At 62.7% G+C, this 17,505-nt stretch carries 16 protein-coding genes; 10 read left to right on the top strand and 6 right to left on the bottom strand.

The genetic code is table 11. The annotated features are described in order from the left end of the window. Positions 1-3: 3 nt before the first annotated feature. Positions 4-837 carry an EamA family transporter gene (locus ABCR88_RS30670; protein WP_041120213.1) on the top strand — a complete coding sequence of 278 codons (834 nt, stop codon included), beginning with the start codon at positions 4-6 and terminating at the stop codon, positions 835-837. 35 nt (positions 838-872) lie between these two features. Beyond that, a complete protein-coding gene (locus ABCR88_RS30665; protein ID WP_011063967.1) occupies positions 873-1,256 on the top strand; it encodes an MAPEG family protein in 384 nt (127 codons plus the stop codon). A gap of 43 nt (positions 1,257-1,299) precedes the next feature. Here ABCR88_RS30665 and ABCR88_RS30660 read toward each other — a convergent pair whose 3' ends face one another. After that, positions 1,300-2,475: an MltA domain-containing protein gene (locus ABCR88_RS30660; protein WP_041120211.1), complete on the bottom strand. Its 1,176-nt coding sequence runs from the start codon at positions 2,473-2,475 to the stop codon at positions 1,300-1,302. 132 nt (positions 2,476-2,607) lie between these two features. On the opposite strand from ABCR88_RS30660, the gene ABCR88_RS30655 reads away from it, so the two are divergent. Continuing rightward, on the top strand, positions 2,608-3,057 hold the full coding sequence (locus ABCR88_RS30655; RefSeq protein WP_011063965.1) for a cytochrome c: 450 nt from the start codon (positions 2,608-2,610) through the stop codon (positions 3,055-3,057). 39 nt (positions 3,058-3,096) lie between these two features. On the opposite strand, the gene ABCR88_RS30650 is transcribed toward ABCR88_RS30655, so the two are convergent. The 4 genes from ABCR88_RS30650 to ABCR88_RS30635 form a co-directional block, all read right to left on the bottom strand. Beyond that, the gene (locus ABCR88_RS30650; RefSeq protein WP_011063964.1) at positions 3,097-3,492 is read right to left on the bottom strand and encodes a DUF1090 domain-containing protein; all 396 of its coding nucleotides are present in this window, start codon (positions 3,490-3,492) and stop codon (positions 3,097-3,099) included. Positions 3,493-3,605: 113 nt separating this feature from the next. Continuing rightward, on the bottom strand, positions 3,606-5,276 hold the full coding sequence (gene ligB / locus ABCR88_RS30645; protein ID WP_041120209.1) for an NAD-dependent DNA ligase LigB: 1,671 nt from the start codon (positions 5,274-5,276) through the stop codon (positions 3,606-3,608). A 224-nt stretch (positions 5,277-5,500) separates the two neighbouring features. Further along, positions 5,501-6,691 carry a methionine adenosyltransferase gene (gene metK, locus ABCR88_RS30640; RefSeq protein WP_015637335.1) on the bottom strand — a complete coding sequence of 397 codons (1,191 nt, stop codon included), beginning with the start codon at positions 6,689-6,691 and terminating at the stop codon, positions 5,501-5,503. Positions 6,692-6,709: 18 nt separating this feature from the next. Continuing rightward, positions 6,710-7,705: a metalloregulator ArsR/SmtB family transcription factor gene (locus tag ABCR88_RS30635; protein ID WP_011063961.1), complete on the bottom strand. Its 996-nt coding sequence runs from the start codon at positions 7,703-7,705 to the stop codon at positions 6,710-6,712. 258 nt (positions 7,706-7,963) lie between these two features. Here ABCR88_RS30635 and tkt point away from each other — a divergent pair, with 258 nt between their 5' ends. The 6 genes from tkt to fba all read left to right on the top strand — a co-directional run bounded on the left by tkt (position 7,964) and on the right by fba (position 14,294). Next, positions 7,964-9,961: a transketolase gene (gene tkt / locus ABCR88_RS30630; RefSeq protein WP_011063960.1), complete on the top strand. Its 1,998-nt coding sequence runs from the start codon at positions 7,964-7,966 to the stop codon at positions 9,959-9,961. 153 nt (positions 9,962-10,114) lie between these two features. Then, positions 10,115-11,194, top strand: a complete 1,080-nt coding sequence (gene epd / locus ABCR88_RS30625; RefSeq protein WP_041120207.1) for an erythrose-4-phosphate dehydrogenase — start codon at positions 10,115-10,117, stop codon at positions 11,192-11,194. Positions 11,195-11,211: 17 nt separating this feature from the next. Beyond that, positions 11,212-12,375 carry a phosphoglycerate kinase gene (locus tag ABCR88_RS30620; RefSeq protein WP_011063958.1) on the top strand — a complete coding sequence of 388 codons (1,164 nt, stop codon included), beginning with the start codon at positions 11,212-11,214 and terminating at the stop codon, positions 12,373-12,375. 32 nt (positions 12,376-12,407) lie between these two features. Beyond that, positions 12,408-12,629, top strand: coding sequence for a hypothetical protein (locus ABCR88_RS30615; RefSeq protein WP_011063957.1), 222 nt, complete (start codon positions 12,408-12,410; stop codon positions 12,627-12,629). 60 nt (positions 12,630-12,689) lie between these two features. Beyond that, the gene (locus ABCR88_RS30610; RefSeq protein WP_232643767.1) at positions 12,690-13,019 is read left to right on the top strand and encodes an MliC family protein; all 330 of its coding nucleotides are present in this window, start codon (positions 12,690-12,692) and stop codon (positions 13,017-13,019) included. A gap of 210 nt (positions 13,020-13,229) precedes the next feature. Next, on the top strand, positions 13,230-14,294 hold the full coding sequence (fba, locus tag ABCR88_RS30605; RefSeq protein ID WP_003229012.1) for a class II fructose-bisphosphate aldolase: 1,065 nt from the start codon (positions 13,230-13,232) through the stop codon (positions 14,292-14,294). Positions 14,295-14,393: 99 nt separating this feature from the next. On the opposite strand, the gene ABCR88_RS30600 is transcribed toward fba, so the two are convergent. Beyond that, entirely contained in the window at positions 14,394-15,065 is a 672-nt protein-coding gene (locus ABCR88_RS30600) for a polysaccharide lyase family 7 protein (protein ID WP_011063955.1), read from the bottom strand. Between the two features lie 316 nt (positions 15,066-15,381). Here ABCR88_RS30600 and ABCR88_RS30595 point away from each other — a divergent pair, with 316 nt between their 5' ends. Beyond that, positions 15,382-17,505: an EAL domain-containing protein gene (locus ABCR88_RS30595; RefSeq protein ID WP_011063954.1), complete on the top strand. Its 2,124-nt coding sequence runs from the start codon at positions 15,382-15,384 to the stop codon at positions 17,503-17,505.

Raw genomic sequence — 17,505 nt, 5'->3', positions numbered from 1 at the left:
AAGGTGCTGGCGACAAGTCTGGTTTTGGTGGCGGCGTTGTTGCACGCAGCCTGGAACACCCTGATCAAGTTTAGTGGCGAGCGACTGCTGGTGGTGGCCTGCATGGACACCGTGGCCCTGCTGTTCGTGGCCATCATGCTGTTTTTTCTCGAATCCCCACCACTGGAGATCTGGCCCTGGATCATCGCCTCGGCGGCATTCGAGCTCTTGTATCGATATTTGCTGATCCAGGCCTATCGCGTGGGGGATCTCGGGCTGGTGTACCCGTTGATGCGCGGACTTTCGCCATTGGTGGTGCTGGCGTTGACCCTGGTCTTCGCCGGCGAGGCGCTGAGCACTCAGCAGGTCCTAGGCATTCTGCTGATTCCCTTCGGCATGCTCTGCCTGCTCTGGCAGGGCGGCGGTGGGGCACGGTTGCCCTGGTCGATGCTGCCGGTGGTGGCGCTGATCGGCCTGTGCATCGGTTGCTACACCTATATTGACGGCCAGGCGCTGCGCCGCTGGTCGCACCCGCTGGATTATCTGACCTGGGTCACGCTGCTCAGCGCCTGGCCCTTTCCGCTGGTGGCGGTGGTCTGGAAGCGCCCGGCCTTTGCCCTGTTCTGGCGCGAGCAGTGGCGCCTCGGGCTGAGCGTCGGGTTTTGCGTGTTGTTCAGCTACGCTCTGGTGCTTTGGGCCATGCAACTGGGATCGATCGCCGAAGCGGCTGCGTTGCGTGAAATCAGTGTGATCCTGGTGGTGCTGTTCGGCATGCGCTACCTGAAAGAACCTTTCGGCCGGGCACGGCTCTTAGCCTGTGGACTGGTGCTGATTGGCATGTTGGTGATGAAGTTCTGAAGGCTCCCTAAAAACTCTAAAAAAGGATTTGCTCCATGACTGTCGCTTTCTGGTGTGTGTTGATTGCAATCATCCTGCCCTATCTCTGTACTGCCATCGCCAAGGGCGCCGGCAAATACGGGCTTCGCTACAACCATGACCCACGGGCGTTCCTGAGTACTCTGGAAGGGTTGCCCAAGCGTGCCCACAACGCGCAGCTCAACGGTTTCGAGGTGACCCCGGCATTCGCTGCGGCGGTGATCATCGCCCATGTAGCAGGTAACGCCGAGCTGGTGACGATCAACGTGCTGGCGGTGCTGTTTATCACCAGCCGCCTGCTGTACATGATCTGCTACCTGGCGGACTGGGCGATCCTGCGGTCCCTGGTGTGGTTCGTGGGCATGGGCCTGATCGCCAGTTTCTTCTTCGTTTCAGTCTGAGACACCCTTTTGCAGGAGCCGGCAAGCCGGCTCCTGCAGGGGCTCAAGGGGCGTCGGGCACTTCCGGCACCTTGGGCAGCGCTACGCCCTTGGGCCAGAGCATCCAGATCTGGCCCTGCTGCTTCATGTCTCCGGCCAGTTGCCCCGCCGCATCGCCCGTGCCCCAGAACAGATCGGCGCGCACTTCACCGGTGATTGCGCCGCCCGTGTCCTGGGCGGCTACCGGCCGTACCAGGCTGCTGCCATCCGGGCGGGTGGTGGACAACCACAGCAGGCTGCCCAGGGGGATCACCTTGCGGTCCACGGCCACGCTATAGCCTGACGTCAGCGGTACGTTCAACGAGCCCCGCGGGCCTTCATTGCTATCCGGGTTGCGGTTGAAGAACACGTAGCTGGGGTTGCTGCCCAGCAGCTCGGGAATCCGTGCCGGGTGGGCCTTGGCCCAGGCGGCAATGGTGCCCATGGTCACGTCCTCTTTCTTCAGCTCGCCCTGGTCCACCAGCCAGCGGCCGATGGGACGGTAGGGGTGGCCGTTCTGGTCGGCATAGCCGATCCGCAATTGGCGCCCGTCATCCAGCTGGATTCGCCCGGAACCCTGGATCTGCAGGAATTGCAGGTCCATGGGGTCGGTCAGCCAGGCAATCACCGGGGCCTTGGTTCCCTTGCTTTCGATGGTCGCCGCATCGTCATAGGGCTTGAGTACCCGGCCTTCGAGCCGGCCACGCAGGCGCTTGCCCTTGAGCTCCGGGTAGAGGCTGTCCAGGGCGACGATGATCATGTCCTCCGGCACGCCGTATACCGGCACATTGGCCACCTGGGTCTGGGTCAGGCTGCCGGGATAGACCGGCTCGTAGTAGCCGGTGATCAGGCCGGTACTGCTGCCGTTGCCCGAGCGCAGGCCGTAGACCTGCAGGTGCTCCTTGAGAAAGCCGCGGATGGCCTCGGGGGTTTGCGGCACCGCTGTGGCTGCCGCGCAGGTGGCGCCCCACACCGGGTCGGCCTTGAGGCGGGTGCAGGCGCTGCGCCAGGAGCCGAAACCGGCCAGCAGGTCGTTGTCGGCGACGCTGGGCAGGGCGTCCCAGGTGGCGCTGTTGTAGGTGGCCAGGGCGTGGGTGGGGGCTGGCTTGGTATTGTCGCCGCCGTTGCAGCCAGCGAGCAGCGCCAGGGCCGGCAGGGCCCAGAGCAGATGGCGAGGCCAGCGGAGCGGGCTCGGGTTCATGCTGTATTTCCTTGAGAGGCTGCCCGCCGCATTGGTGATGGGGGACAACCCATATTATTAATAGGGCTATTGGTCTTTGCCGGGGAGGCGAGGATACTGGCCGCCGTTTCCGTGACCAGACCTGAAGCCACCATGACGCTAAAAAGACTTTCTGTTGTATTGCTGGCCTGCCTGACGCTTTCCGCCTGTGGCGGTGTCGATCCCAATTCTCCCCTGGGCCAGCGCAAGGCGATCTTCAAGCAGATGCTCAAGACCGGCGAGGACCTGGGGGGCATGCTGCGTGGGCGGATTCCTTTCGACGGCGCGCGCTTTGCCGAAGGCGCGGTGAAACTCGACAGCCTGTCCCATGAGCCGTGGAAGCACTTCCCCGAGGTCAAGGAAGAGGATCACAGCAGCGCCACCGATGACGTCTGGCGCAAGCAGGCGCGTTTCCAGGAGTTGGCCCGCACCCTGGAAGCCGCCACCGGTGAGCTGGTGACGATCAGCCAGGTCCAGCCCTACAAGGCCAGCAATCTGGGGCCGGCGGTGCAGAAGGTCGAGGATGCTTGCAGCGCCTGCCACAAAGAGTTTCGCAATCACTGATTGGCGGCTCTGCTGAGCAGGGCCGCGGCATCAGGTTGCTTACTTGTCCAGTTCGTCCAGGGCTTGCTGCAGTTCCTTGCGGGACTCGGCAAGCTTGTCCTTGCGCTTGTTGATCTTCTCCGAGTCACCTTTCTTCATGGCTTTTTCCAGGTCGGCCTGGCGCCGGCTGACCTCATGCTTGGCCTCAAGCACTTTGTTTTCCCGCTCTTTCTTCAGCGAGGCGTCGGTGCAGTGGGCGGTCACTTCGCTCAGGGCGCGCTCCAGGCCGGCCTGCTGATTGCTGTTGCCGTGGGCCTTGGCCTGTTCTATCTGGTTCATGATGGCCTGGCGCTTGGCGGCGCAGCCGGTCAACTCGGGGGCCTGCTCGGCGGCCAGCAGTGGCGCGCTCATCAGGCTGCAGAGGGTCAGGGTGGCGAGCGATGGAAAAAGTTTCATTGAAGGCTCCAGGTGAAAAAGATCAAGAAATAACCAATAAAAATACTGACTGTTGTACCGGGAATGGGCTGTTGGAGCGTATTCCGGCTTGGGTGGTTCCACGTGCCATCGGGCTAAAAACCTTCGATACCGGCGCTGTTCAGGGCGCCTTGCAAGGCCAGGACCTCTGGAGCGCGAAAAAACGCCACCAGTTGTGCGGCCCGCTCCGCTCCGATACCGGCTTCATTCTGCCAGTCCAGGCTGCTTTTCATGGCCAGGGCCTGCCATGGCCCGCTCAGGTCGGCCGAGCCACTGGGCGGGATGCCGAGGGCTTTGAGCCAGCGAGGGAAGGGCTGTTGCCTGGCGTTGTGCAGGCTCTCGAGCAAACGCTTGCTGCTGCGATCACCAAAGCCGGCAATGTTAGCAAGCTCTGCCTGATCCAGGGTCAGCCAATCCAGCAGGCCTTTGATACGGCCTGTTTCAACCAGCCGGGCCCAGGTCCGGCTGCCGATATTCTGCAGGTTCAGGCCTTGTTTGCTGCTGAGCCAGGTCAGTCGGGCCAGAAATTGTTCCTCGCAGCCGGGTGATGGCTGCCAGCAACTCAGGAAGTGAAAGTCGGCTTCTCGCGGAGGCTGGATGCTCTGGCGCAGGGTGCTTCTGAGTACCACTTCATCCAGGCGCGGGATGCTCAACCCGGCGAGACTGATGGCTACCTGATCGCCGGGAACGATATCCAGGGATCGCCAGCGTTGCAGTGAGCCGAGACTGACACGGCGGATCTGCCGGTCGTCCAGGGTCACCGGCTCGATCTCCAGCAGGGGCGTGATGCGCCCCGTGCGGCCGATACGAAAATCGACTTGACGAACGCTGGCCAGCACCTGGGCGTAGGGATACTTCCAGGCGGCAATCCAGTATGGGGCCTTGGCCTGCCAGCGTTCGGCGGCGGGACGCCGGCTTTGCCGCAGGATGATGCCGTCACTGGCAAAGGGCAGTGGCGAGCGATACCAGCGGGCCCGCCACTGTTGTGCATCGGCGAAGCCGCCTATGGGTCGGCTGTACTCGCGGGGTTCGGCAAAACCCAGGGCTGCCAGTTGTTCCAGGCGTTCGCTCAATGTAGCCGGGCCCTGGGGCCAGTCCCAGACAAACAGCCCGATCTGCGCGGCCTCCGCCGCTGTCAGCTGTTTGCGAGCCATCCAGCCTGCCACCCGGTTGCGCGCCTTGAGGCTGCCGGAGCGAGCCTGGACATGCTGCTCCAGGCGCAGATAGAGCTCTCCTTGCAGCAACAGGTCGACGGGCCGTGACAGTCGTTTGGGTATGGCCTCGATTTGCCAGGCTGCACGGGTCCAGTCATGGCCATGCACGCCGTCGCCACGGCTGAGTGCTTGCTGGAACTGCCCCTGGTGGTAGATCAGGGTCACCGCTACGCCGTCGACCTTGGGTTGCGCCCAGATGTCGTCGCGGCCCTTGAGCCACCCCGTCACGGCATTGGCATCGGCGAGTTTTTCCACTCCTGTGTGGGGGATGGGGTGGCGGATGCTGCCCCCGGCGCCGAGCAGGGGCTGGTCCATTGCCCGGGGAGCCTGAGGGAAGCACTGGCGCCAGGTGAGCAGGCGCTGGCGGGCCTGATCGTAGAGCTCATCCGCCACCAGTGATCGGCCGTCACGGTAGTAGCTGCTATCCCAGCGCTGCAGTTGCTGCTGCAGGGCGGTGATTTCATCGGTGGCACGGGGAACAGGCCAGTCGGGGCAGGCGGCCTGGGCGAAGAATGGAGTGAGGCTCAGCAGCACAACGGCTCTTGGCAGCATGGGGAGCATCCTTGCTCTATGGGTCATGCGCTAAAGGCTAGAGGGGATTGGCTGACGGCCGGGACGAAGGTGGTTGCGAGGTGTTTCCCCGTCAGGGAACACCTGTGTCCTTGCTCGCTCGGCCCCGTACCAGCAGCGGTTTGCGGGATGAGCAAGAAACCTCAGGCGACAAAAAAGCCCCGCCGGGCGAGCCGGGCGGGGCTTTGGATGTTGCCAGGTGAAGCTTACAGGCCGGCAGCGGCGCGCAGGGTGTCGGCGCGGTCGGTCTTTTCCCAAGTGAAGGTGGTGAAGGTGTCGTCACCCACGGTCTTGGTTTGCGGAGCCCGGCCGAAGTGACCGTAGGCGGCGGTTTCCTGGTACATCGGGTGCAGCAGGTCGAGCATGGTGGTGATTGCGTAGGGGCGCAGGTCGAACACTTCGCGTACCAGCTTGATGATCTTGTCGTCGCTGATCTTGCCGGTGCCGAAGGTGTTCAGCGAGATCGAGGTCGGTTGGGCCACGCCGATGGCGTAGGACACCTGGATCTCGCAGCGCTCGGCCAGGCCGGCGGCAACGATGTTCTTGGCCACGTAGCGACCGGCGTAAGCGGCGGAACGGTCGACCTTGGATGGATCCTTGCCGGAGAACGCGCCACCGCCGTGACGGGCCATGCCGCCGTAGCTGTCGACGATGATCTTGCGGCCGGTCAGGCCGCAGTCACCTACCGGGCCACCGATGATGAACTGGCCGGTCGGGTTGATGTGGAACTGGGTGTCCTTGCTCAGCAACTCGGCAGGCAGCACGTGCTTGACGATCAGCTCCATCACGCCTTCGCGCAGGTCGTTGTAGGACACCTCGGGGTTGTGCTGGGTCGACAGCACCACGGCATCGATACCGACCACCTTGCCGCCTTCGTAGCGGCAGGTGACCTGGGATTTGGCGTCCGGGCGCAGCCAAGGCAGCAGGCCCGATTTGCGGGCTTCGGCCTGGCGCTGGACCAGTTGGTGCGAGAAGGTGATCGGCGCCGGCATCAGCACCTCGGTTTCGTTGCTGGCGTAGCCGAACATCAGGCCCTGGTCGCCAGCGCCCTGATCTTCCGGCTTGGCGCGGTCGACGCCCTGGTTGATGTCGGGGGACTGCTTGCCAATGATGTTCATCACGCCGCAGGTAGCACCGTCGAAGCCGACGTCGGAGCTGGTGTAGCCGATATCGCAGATCACATCGCGAACGATCTGTTCCAGGTCGACCCAGGCGCTGGTGGTGACTTCGCCGGCAACAATGGCCACGCCAGTCTTGACCAGGGTCTCGACCGCTACGCGGGCGTGCTTGTCCTGGGCAATGATGGCGTCCAGCACCGCATCGGAAATCTGGTCAGCGATTTTATCCGGATGCCCTTCAGACACGGACTCGGAGGTGAAAAGGGAGTATTCGCTCATCTTGAAGGTTTCCTAAATTTACCGATGGTGAGTGTCGCCAGCCGGTCGCTGAAAATGGCGAACCTGGATCTGGAAACCATTACGTAAGCCTACATACAGGCTTTCCCCGGGAGTCAGTCCCGCAGCGGTGGCCCAACGGGCCAAATCATCTTGTTCGAACCCTAGCCAGAGATCGCCGCAAGCCTCTTTGGCCCAACTCTGGTTGTGGCTGCACAAGTCTGTCACTAACAGGCTGCCGCCTGGTTGCAGCAATTGGGCCATCTGCTTGAGGGCCTCGGCCGGCGCGGCGAAATGGTGCAGGACCATGTTCAGCACCACGCAATCGGCCTGCAGCTGTACACCGTTCAGTGCATCGGCCAATTGCAGGCTGACGTTAGCCAATGTTTCGCGTTCGCACAGCTGGCGTGCCAGCTCCAGCATCGCCGGGCTGTTGTCCAGCGCGGTAACCCGGGCAAAGCGTCGGGCCAGCTCGGGGAGAAATCCACCGTCGCCGGGGCCGACTTCAATGGCCGTGGCCACTGGGTCGAAACTCAGTTTGTCCAGCAGCGCCAGCACACTGTCGCGATACTGGGGCAGTCCTGCGATCAGGTCCTGCTGGGCGCGGAATTTTTCCGCCACCCGGGAAAAGAAGTCCTGGCTGGCTGCAGCCCGCTGCCGGTGCACCAGGCTGATCCGGGCCTGTACCTCGCCCGGCAGGTTCAGTTGGTCGACCTCTTCCAGCAAGGCTGCGTGCAGTTTGCCGCCCAGGAGCCCGGTATGGGGCAGGGCGCGGCGATAGAAAATCGCATTGCCTTCACGGCGGGTCGCCACCAGGCTGGCCTGGGCCAGGACCTTCAGGTGGTGGCTCATGCCCGACTGGCCGATGGCGAAGATCTGCGCCAGCTCCAGCACACCAAACGAATCGTTGCTCAGCGCGCGCAATACATTCAGCCGCAGGGGGTCGCCGCCGGCCTTGCACAGGGCCGCCAGTTCGTCGCAATCGTCATGGCTGATGGCAGGCGCGGGCAGGTTCATGGGGCAGCAGTCTAGAGATGCCCGCAAATGCTCGCAAGGCCAATATCAAAAAGTTTTGATATTGGTGCCTGTAGGGGCTTTTCCAGAGCCTCTGCTTCTACAGTCAACGAGCGGCGAAGGGGTTTCATCAATGGATTGTGTCTTCAACAGGGGAAAAACATGCCTGAGTGACTATCTGTCATTGCCCCCGCCTGACGCCTGAGGGAAAATGCAGGCCTTTTTTCCGTTTCGTTTTATTCAATCCCCAGGAGATCAGCGATGCCAAGCCGTCGTGAGCGTGCCAACGCCATTCGTGCCCTCAGCATGGATGCCGTGCAAAAAGCCAACAGCGGCCATCCAGGTGCCCCTATGGGTATGGCGGATATCGCCGAAGTACTTTGGCGTGACTACCTGAAGCACAACCCGAGCAACCCATCCTTCGCCGACCGCGACCGCTTCGTGCTGTCCAATGGCCACGGCTCGATGTTGATCTACTCGCTGCTGCACCTGACCGGCTATGACCTGTCGATCGATGACCTGAAGAACTTCCGCCAACTGCACAGCCGCACCCCGGGCCATCCGGAGTTCGGTTACACCCCAGGCGTGGAAACCACCACCGGCCCGCTGGGCCAGGGCCTGGCCAACGCTGTGGGCTTTGCCCTGGCGGAGAAAGTCCTGGCGGCGCAGTTCAACCGTCCAGGCCACAACATCGTCGACCATCACACCTACGTGTTCCTGGGTGATGGCTGCATGATGGAAGGCATTTCCCACGAAGTCGCTTCCCTGGCCGGCACCCTGGGCCTGGGCAAGCTGATCGCCTTCTACGATGACAACGGCATCTCCATCGACGGCGAAGTCGAAGGCTGGTTCACCGACGACACGCCCAAGCGTTTCGAAGCCTATAACTGGCAAGTGATCCGCAACGTCGACGGCCACGATCCGGAAGAGATCAAGACCGCCATCGACACCGCGCGCAAGAGCCCGCTGCCGACCCTGATCTGCTGCAAGACCACCATCGGTTTCGGTTCGCCGAACAAGCAGGGCAAGGAAGATTGCCACGGCGCCCCACTGGGCGACGCGGAAATCGCCCTGACCCGCCAGGCGCTGAACTGGAACTACGGTCCGTTCGAAATCCCGGCCGACATTTATGCCGAGTGGGATGCCAAGGAAAAAGGTCGCGCCGCCGAAGCCGAGTGGGACCAGCGTTTCGCGGCCTATTCCGCTGCCTTCCCAACCGAAGCCAACGAACTGGTACGTCGCCTGAGCGGTGACCTGCCTGCCGACTTCGCCGAGAAGGCCGACGCCTACATCGCCGAAGTGGCCGCCAAGGGCGAAACCATCGCCAGCCGCAAAGCCAGCCAGAACACCCTGAATGCTTTCGGCCCCCTGCTGCCGGAAGTGCTTGGTGGGTCGGCCGACCTGGCCGGTTCCAACCTGACCCTGTGGAAAGGTTGCAAGGGTGTCAGCGCTGAAGATGCCAGCGGCAACTACATGTACTACGGCGTGCGCGAGTTCGGCATGACCGCCATCATGAACGGCGTTGCCCTGCACGGCGGCCTGGTGCCTTACGGCGCGACCTTCCTGATGTTCATGGAATACGCCCGCAACGCAGTGCGCATGTCGGCGCTGATGAAGAAGCGTGTGATCCATGTCTACACCCACGACTCCATCGGTTTGGGCGAAGACGGCCCGACGCACCAGCCGATCGAGCAACTGACCAGCCTGCGTACCACGCCGAACCTGGACACCTGGCGCCCGGCCGATGCCGTTGAATCGGCGGTGGCCTGGAAGAACGCGCTGGAGCGTAAAGACGGCCCTTCGGCGCTGATCTTCTCGCGTCAGAACCTGCAGCACCAAACCCGCGATGCCGGCCAGATCGCCGACATCAGCCGCGGTGGCTATGTGTTGAAGGACTGCGCAGGCGAGCCTGAACTGATCCTGATCTCCACCGGTTCGGAAGTCGGCCTGGCCGTTCAGGCCTACGACAAACTGACCGAGCAAGGCCGCAAGGTGCGCGTGGTTTCCATGCCTTGCACCAGCGTGTTCGATGCTCAGGACGCTGGCTACAAGCAATCGGTTCTGCCGCTGCAGGTCAGCGCACGTATCGCGATCGAAGCGGCTCATGCCGACTTCTGGTTCAAGTACGTGGGTCTGGAAGGTCGCGTGATCGGCATGACCACCTACGGCGAATCGGCTCCGGCTTCGGCACTGTTCGAAGAGTTCGGCTTCACCCTGGACAACATCCTGGGCCAGGCCGAAGAGTTGCTGGAAGACTAAACCCGGAAGCCGGGTTGTCTGTACTGACGCAATCGCGAGCAAGCTCGCTCCTGCAGGGATGTATACCGTCCTTGTGGGGGCGAGCTTGCTCGCGATGACGATGGCGCAGGCAGCACGAAGCTGATGGTTTCACCACCGGTCATTGAGAACCCCATGCCTCAACCGCGTCCCTACAAAGTTGCACTCAACGGCTACGGCCGGATTGGTCGTTGCGTCTTGCGTGCTCTGTTCGAGCGAGGGGCTGCGGCCGGGTTCGAGATCGTTGCCATCAACGATCTGGCCGACATGGCCAGCGTTGAATACCTGACACGCTTCGATTCCACCCACGGGCGTTTTCCCGGTGAGGTGAAGGTCGATGGCGATTGTCTGCATATCAATGGCAACTGCGTGAAAGTGTTGCGCAGTGCCACCCCCGAAGGCATCGATTGGGCGTCCCTGGGCGTCGATCTGGTGCTGGAATGCTCCGGTGCCTACCACACCCGCGAAGACGGCCAGCGTTTCCTCGACGCCGGCGCGCCGCGGGTGCTGTTCTCCCAGCCGATGGCCAGCGAGGCGGATGTCGACGCCACCATCGTCTATGGGGTGAACCAGGACTGCCTGAGCGGCGACGAACGGCTGGTGTCCAACGCCTCCTGCACCACCAACTGTGGCGTGCCGCTGTTGCGCCTGCTGGATCAGGCCATTGGCCTGGAGTACGTATCGATCACCACCATTCACTCGGCAATGAACGACCAGCCGGTGATCGACGCCTATCACCATGAAGACCTGCGGCGTACCCGTTCGGCCTTCCAGTCGGTGATCCCGGTGTCCACCGGTCTGGCGCGGGGTATCGAGCGCCTGTTGCCGGAACTTGCCGGGCGAATTCAGGCCAAAGCAGTGCGGGTGCCGACGGTGAACGTGTCCTGCCTGGACATCACCATGCAGACCGTGAGCGATACCGACGCCCCCGAGGTCAACCGGATCCTGCGCGAGGCCGCCACCAGCGGTCCGCTCAAGGGCCTGCTGGCCTACACCGAGCTGCCGCATGCCAGCTGTGATTTCAATCATGATCCCCATTCGGCGATCGTCGATGCCAGTCAGACCCGTGTTTCCGGCCCCCGGCTGGTGAACATCCTGGCCTGGTTCGACAACGAATGGGGCTTTGCCAACCGAATGCTGGACGTAGCTGGGCACTACCTGCACACAGCCGCTCCACGCACTGACACTCAACTCTCTGTTTCTGAAGAACAGTAACCCAGGAATTGCGACCCATGACCGTGTTGAAGATGACCGACCTCGATCTGCAAGGTAAGCGCGTGCTGATCCGTGAAGACCTCAACGTCCCAGTCAAGGACGGTGTTGTCACCAGCGATGCGCGAATCCTGGCTTCGCTGCCGACCATCAAGCTGGCCCTGGAAAAAGGCGCGGCAGTGATGGTCTGCTCGCACCTGGGCCGCCCGACCGAAGGCGAGTTTTCCGCCGAGAACAGCCTCAAGCCGGTAGCCGACTACCTGAGCCGCGCCCTGGGTCGCGAAGTACCGCTGGTGGCCGACTACCTGGGTGGTGTCGAGGTCAAGGCCGGCGACATCGTGCTGTTCGAGAACGTGCGCTTCAACAAGGGCGAGAAAAAGAACGCCGACGAGCTGGCCCAGCAATACGCTGCCCTGTGCGACGTGTTCGTGATGGACGCCTTCGGCACCGCGCACCGCGCCGAGGGTTCGACCCATGGCGTGGCCAAGTTCGCCAAAGTGGCTGCTGCTGGTCCTTTGCTGGCCGCTGAGCTGGACGCGCTGGGCAAGGCCCTGGGCAACCCGGCCAAGCCGATGGCGGCCATCGTTGCCGGCTCCAAGGTGTCGACCAAGCTGGACGTGCTCAACAGCCTGAGCCAGATCTGCGACCAGTTGATCGTCGGTGGCGGCATCGCCAATACCTTCCTCGCCGCTGCCGGGCATCCGGTGGGCAAGTCGCTGTACGAGCCGGACCTGCTGGACACCGCTCGCGCCATCGCCGCCAAGGTCAGCGTACCGCTGCCGGTGGACGTGGTGGTGGCCAAGGAGTTTGCCGAGAGCGCTGCGGCCACCGTCAAGCTGATCGCCGATGTGGCCGATGACGACATGATTCTCGACATCGGCCCGCAGACTGCCGCGCAGTTCGCCGAACTGCTGAAATCCTCCAGGACTATCCTCTGGAACGGTCCGGTGGGCGTGTTCGAATTCGACCAGTTCGGCAATGGCACCAAGGTCCTGGCCCAGGCCATCGCTGACAGCGCTGCGTTCTCCATTGCCGGCGGCGGCGACACCCTGGCAGCCATCGACAAATATGGCGTAGCCCAGCAGATCTCCTACATTTCTACCGGTGGCGGCGCCTTCCTCGAGTTCGTCGAGGGCAAGGTGCTGCCGGCGGTTGAAGTCCTGGAAGCCCGGGCCAAGGCCTGAGGCCTCGATTGGCCGGGCAAAGGAGTGTTCTGATGGTCAAGACGTTGCCACTGTTGATCGCCGTGGCGTTGCTGGCGGGCTGCTCCAGTGCCCCCAAGGCAACGCCTGCGGAGGATGCCGGCGAGGTGCAGAAAGGCTGCTACCAGGCTGACTGGCAGGCCGAGACGGCTCCGGTGATCAACAAGCGCCTGGGCCCTGAGGGCCTGGAGAAGTACGAGACGCCGTCAAAGGCCAGGGAACAGGGTTGCCCTTGACGGGTCAGATGGGTTAACGCAACGCGCCGGGGCCTGTTGGCCGCCCGCCGAGGAACATTGATGAAAGGTTTGATCGCCGTGGCGATGCTGGGCTTGTTGGCAGGTTGTGCCAACCTGAACCTGCTCCAGTCGCCGACCACTGACAACTGGACTACCTGGACCTGCGACAGCCAGGCCCAGGTGCTCTGGCGCTACACCGACGACAGCCGCAAGGCCGTCGACGTGCGCCTGGGGGGCGACGACCAGGTACGCCGCCTGAAGCTTGAGCCCAGCGGTTCGGGCTCGCTGTACAGCGACGACATGCTGGCGTTTCACGTCAAGGGTGAGGAAGGCCTGGTCTACTGGGTCGCTACCAATGACCTGATCGGCCGCGGCTGCAAGGCCATGTAGGGGCTGGTTTGCCAGCGGAGGCGGCCTCCAGACCTGTGCAAGGTTCAAGGCCCCTTTCACCGGCGAGCCGGCTCCTGCATGGCTGTAGAAATTTGGTTTTAACGGATGGAACAGAGCGGGTTGACCCCCGATCTGCAATCACTTGAATAGCAGTCGCCGCTACGGCAGGCTTGCACGATTAACGACCCTCGACCGGGAGAGATACACACAATGGCACTCATCAGCATGCGCCAGATGCTGGACCACGCAGCCGAGTTCGGCTACGGCGTTCCAGCTTTCAACGTCAACAACCTTGAGCAGATGCGCGCCATCATGGAAGCCGCTGACAAGACTGACTCCCCGGTGATCGTCCAGGCTTCGGCCGGCGCCCGCAAATACGCCGGCGCGCCTTTCCTGCGTCACCTGATTCTGGCTGCCATCGAAGAGTTTCCGCATATCCCGGTGTGCATGCACCAGGACCACGGCACTAGCCCTGACGTCTGCCAGCGCTCCATCCAACTGGGCTTTTCCTCGGTGATGATGGACGGCTCCCTCGGTGAAGACGGCAAGACCCCGACCGACTACGAATACAACGTCCGTGTTACCCAGCAAACCGTAGCCATGGCTCACGCCTGCGGCGTGTCGGTAGAAGGCGAACTGGGCTGCCTGGGTTCGTTGGAAACCGGCATGGCCGGTGAAGAAGACGGTATTGGCGCCGAGGGCGTGCTGGACCACAGCCAGATGCTGACCGACCCGGAAGAAGCCGCGGACTTCGTCAAGAAGACCCAGGTGGATGCCCTGGCCATCGCCATCGGTACCAGCCACGGCGCCTACAAGTTCACCAAGCCGCCTACCGGCGACGTACTGGCCATCGACCGTATCAAGGAAATCCACAAGCGCATCCCCAACACTCACCTGGTGATGCACGGTTCCTCTTCGGTGCCGCAAGAGTGGCTGGCGATCATCAACCAGTACGGTGGCGACATCAAGGAAACCTACGGCGTGCCGGTTGAAGAAATCGTCGAAGGCATCAAGTACGGCGTGCGCAAGGTCAACATCGACACCGACCTGCGCCTGGCGTCCACTGGTGCCATGCGCCGCCTGATGGCCACCAACCCCAGCGAGTTCGACCCGCGCAAGTTCTTCGGCGCCACCGTGACCGCCATGCGCGATGTCTGCATCGCCCGTTACGAAGCCTTCGGCACCGCCGGCAACGCCTCGAAGATCAAGCCGATCTCTCTGGAAGCCATGTTCCAGCGTTACCTCAAGGGTGAGCTGAACGCCAAGGTCAACTGAGCCTAAGCGTCAAACGAAGAAGCCCGCAGCGATGCGGGCTTTTTTGTATCCGGAACTCTTGCCTTCGCCGGCAAGCCGGCTCCTACGCAGGGAGGGGGGTCAGGTCTTGTTGTGGTCGATGTCCAGCTTGGAAAAGGTCACCTTGCCGCCTTCGCTGGTATAGCCGGTGTTGTCCTGCACATAAACCCCGGCCTTGAAGTACAGCGGCTTGTCGCGCCAGGTCGCGCTCAACTGGCTGTCCCACTGATAGCCGGCAGCGCTGACGCCCAGGGCGCCACCCGGGCTCAGGTGGATCAGGTAGGAAAACTCCCGGTCCATGGGCACGTTCTCGGCAATGGTGATGACACGGCCTTCCTCGTCGTCCGGGTGCAGGCGCACCTTGGCCACGATGTTGCCGCTGCCCTTGCTGGTCTTGTACTGGTACTCGACCTTCACCAGCGGCTTGGTGCTGTTGTAGGCGTGGATCTGGCCGATGACGATCTTGCCCGAGGAGGGCACCTGGTTCACCGCCAGGGTCGCGTACAGCAGGTTGTCCGCTTCGGGGTAGGTCCAGTTGCGCAAGGTGCCGTTGGAGTAGGTCTCGCGCAGCTCGGTGCGCGGGTAGATGGCGTTCTCGGTTTTCGAGCCGGTCACCGGCGACCAGAAGAACAGGGTGCCGGTATCGGAGTGGAAATACTGGTCCTTGAACCCCTTGACCAGTGTCGGGGTGTCGATGGTCGCCGGCGGGCTGCCGACGGGAACGCTGAGGTTCCAGGTTGCCAGGTCGATCATGGTGGTTTTCCGCAAGGCATGACTGATGCAGGTGGCCGAAGGCTTTAGCCTGCGCTTCTTAGGGGGTCTTTATAGCGCAGAAGCGGTGCTTGGCGAGGCCCGTATGGCGGATATATGGCGTCAGCAAAATGTCGAAATGCCATCTATCCCGGTTTTTATGCGGCAACTCTGTGACCGTTAGTCGGGAGTCGTGCCCATTGGCGAAGTGATGGCGTGTTGGCAGCTTCTGCTTTTGAGGATCCGGGTCTAGAGTGAAACCTTAGGTTTTACCGGGTTTTTACACCCGTTCAGTCTTATTACAGACAAGAGAAGCAGCATGGAATGCGTGCAACCAGAGCCAGCCGAAGGCCACTCCACTCTTCTGATCGTCGATGACTATCCTGAAAACCTCCTCAGCATGCGTGCTCTGTTGCAGCGCCAGGACTGGCAGGTGATGACCGCCGCCTCGGGGGTCGAGGCCCTGGGCCTGCTGCTCGAACATGAAGTGGACCTGGTGTTGCTGGATGTACAGATGCCCGGCATGGATGGCTTCGAAGTCGCCCGCCTGATGCGTGGCAGCCAACGTACCCGGCTGACCCCGATCATCTTTCTCACCGCCAACGAACAGTCTCAGGACGCTGTGATCAAGGGCTATGCCAGTGGCGCCGTGGACTACCTGTTCAAGCCGTTCGACCCACAGATTCTCAAGCCCAAGGTCCAGGCCCTGCTGGAGCATCAGCGCAACCGCCGGGCCCTGCAGCACCTCAGCCACGACCTGGAGGTGGCACGGGCCTTCAATGCCTCGGTGCTGGACAACGCTGCCGAGGGCATCCTGGTGGTGGACGAGGGCGGGTGCGTGCGTTTCGCCAATCCGGCGGTCTCGCGCCTGCTCAATGCCCAGGTCAAGGAACTGGAAGGCTCGCCCTTTCTCGACTACCTGCAAAAGCCCCACGTTCCCGACTGGAGCGGCTCCGAGCTCTACGCCTGTTATCGCCGGGGCGAAACCTATCGCCTGCACGACGCTCAGATGCGCACCGTGCCCGGCCAGTTGATCAGCGTGGCCTTGTCCTGTGCGCCCTTGCCCAGTGACCAGAAAGCAATGGTGGTCACCCTGCTGGACATGTCCGAAGTGCGTCACCTGCACCAGCAACTGGAATACCAGGCCGTGACCGACCCGCTGACCGGCCTGCTCAACCGCCGCGGTTTCTATCAGACGGTGGAAAACATCCTGCTGCGCAGCGACCGCTCGGGAAAGTCCCTGGTCCTGCTCTACCTGGACCTCGACGGCTTCAAGCGGGTCAACGACTCCCTGGGGCACGACGCCGGCGACCGGGTGCTGCGCTGGGTTTCCGAGCAATTGAAGGACTGCCTGCACTCCTTCGACATTCTCGGGCGCATGGGCGGCGACGAATTCACCGCGCTGCTGGAGCTGAGCTTCCCCGAGCAAGCGGCGAAGATCGCCGAGAAACTGATCGAACGCCTGTCCATCAACCAGCAGATCGATGGCCTGGAGGTGGTGCTGGGGGCGAGTATCGGCATCGCCATCTACCCCGACTGCGGCTCCAACCTGGACGGCCTGTTGCGGGCGGCGGACATTGCCATGTACGAAGCCAAGCGCGCCGGCCGCCAGCAGTACCGCTACTACGATCACGAGATGAATGGCCGCGCCCGTTCGCGGCTGATGCTCGAGGAAAGCGTGCGCAGCGCCGTGGAGCGCAAGGAATTCACCCTGGTGTACCAGCCCCAGGTGGCCATTGCCGACGGGCGCCTGCGCGGTTTCGAAGCCTTGCTGCGCTGGCGTCATCCGAGTGTGGGCGACGTGCCTCCGGGGCTGTTCCTGCCCCTGCTTGAGGAGGCACGGCTGATCAGCCGCCTGGGCAGTTGGATCTATCAACAGGGCGCGGCCCAGCGCAAGGACTGGGAGCAGGTGTTCAGCCCCGACCTGGTGCTGGGCGTCAGCCTCAGTGCCACCCAGTTCAACATGCCCAACCTGGTGGCCGAGCTGCGTCAGGTGCTGTCGCGCCATGGCCTGCAACCGCGCCAACTGGAGGTGGAGGTTACCGAGGCCGCCTTGACCCAGAACCTGGATGACACCCGCAAACAGTTGCAGCTCCTGCGTCAGCTGGGGGTGCGGGTGGCCCTGGACGATTTCGGCTCGGGCAGTTGTTGCCTGGCCTACCTGCGTGACCTGCAACTGGACACCCTCAAGCTCGATCGCCACCTGATTGCCCGCCTGCTGACCTCGCCAAGGGATGCCGCCATTGCCCGCTGCGTGATCGACCTGTGCAAGCAGTTCGACCTGCTGGTGATCGCCGAGGGCGTGGAAACCCTCGAGCAATACCAGTGGCTCAAGGCCAATGGCTGCGAGTATGTGCAAGGTTTCCTGGTGGCTCGGCCGCTGACCGCCAGTATCGCCAGCCAGTTTGCCCAGCCCTTTGACTGGAGCGCGCTACAGGCCTGA

The sequence above is a fragment of the Pseudomonas sp. W17 genome, assembly GCF_040268305.1.
GTDB classification, from domain to species: Bacteria; Pseudomonadota; Gammaproteobacteria; order Pseudomonadales; family Pseudomonadaceae; genus Aquipseudomonas; species Aquipseudomonas protegens.
This window is presented reverse-complemented; position numbering and strand designations above follow the sequence as displayed.

Bases quoted from the DNA above. Each gene is read 5' to 3' on its own strand.
- ABCR88_RS30665 (WP_011063967.1), top strand. From the start codon at position 873: ATGACTGTCGCTTTCTGGTGTGTGTTGATTGCAATCATCCTGCCCTAT.
- ABCR88_RS30660 (WP_041120211.1), bottom strand. From the start codon at position 2,475: ATGAACCCGAGCCCGCTCCGCTGGCCTCGCCATCTGCTCTGGGCCCTG.
- ABCR88_RS30655 (WP_011063965.1), top strand. From the start codon at position 2,608: ATGACGCTAAAAAGACTTTCTGTTGTATTGCTGGCCTGCCTGACGCTT.
- ABCR88_RS30650 (WP_011063964.1), bottom strand. From the start codon at position 3,492: ATGAAACTTTTTCCATCGCTCGCCACCCTGACCCTCTGCAGCCTGATG.
- ligB (WP_041120209.1), bottom strand. From the start codon at position 5,276: ATGCTGCCAAGAGCCGTTGTGCTGCTGAGCCTCACTCCATTCTTCGCC.
- metK (WP_015637335.1), bottom strand. From the start codon at position 6,691: ATGAGCGAATACTCCCTTTTCACCTCCGAGTCCGTGTCTGAAGGGCAT.
- ABCR88_RS30635 (WP_011063961.1), bottom strand. From the start codon at position 7,705: ATGAACCTGCCCGCGCCTGCCATCAGCCATGACGATTGCGACGAACTG.
- tkt (WP_011063960.1), top strand. From the start codon at position 7,964: ATGCCAAGCCGTCGTGAGCGTGCCAACGCCATTCGTGCCCTCAGCATG.
- epd (WP_041120207.1), top strand. From the start codon at position 10,115: ATGCCTCAACCGCGTCCCTACAAAGTTGCACTCAACGGCTACGGCCGG.
- ABCR88_RS30620 (WP_011063958.1), top strand. From the start codon at position 11,212: ATGACCGTGTTGAAGATGACCGACCTCGATCTGCAAGGTAAGCGCGTG.
- ABCR88_RS30615 (WP_011063957.1), top strand. From the start codon at position 12,408: ATGGTCAAGACGTTGCCACTGTTGATCGCCGTGGCGTTGCTGGCGGGC.
- ABCR88_RS30610 (WP_232643767.1), top strand. From the start codon at position 12,690: ATGAAAGGTTTGATCGCCGTGGCGATGCTGGGCTTGTTGGCAGGTTGT.
- fba (WP_003229012.1), top strand. From the start codon at position 13,230: ATGGCACTCATCAGCATGCGCCAGATGCTGGACCACGCAGCCGAGTTC.
- ABCR88_RS30600 (WP_011063955.1), bottom strand. From the start codon at position 15,065: ATGATCGACCTGGCAACCTGGAACCTCAGCGTTCCCGTCGGCAGCCCG.
- ABCR88_RS30595 (WP_011063954.1), top strand. From the start codon at position 15,382: ATGGAATGCGTGCAACCAGAGCCAGCCGAAGGCCACTCCACTCTTCTG.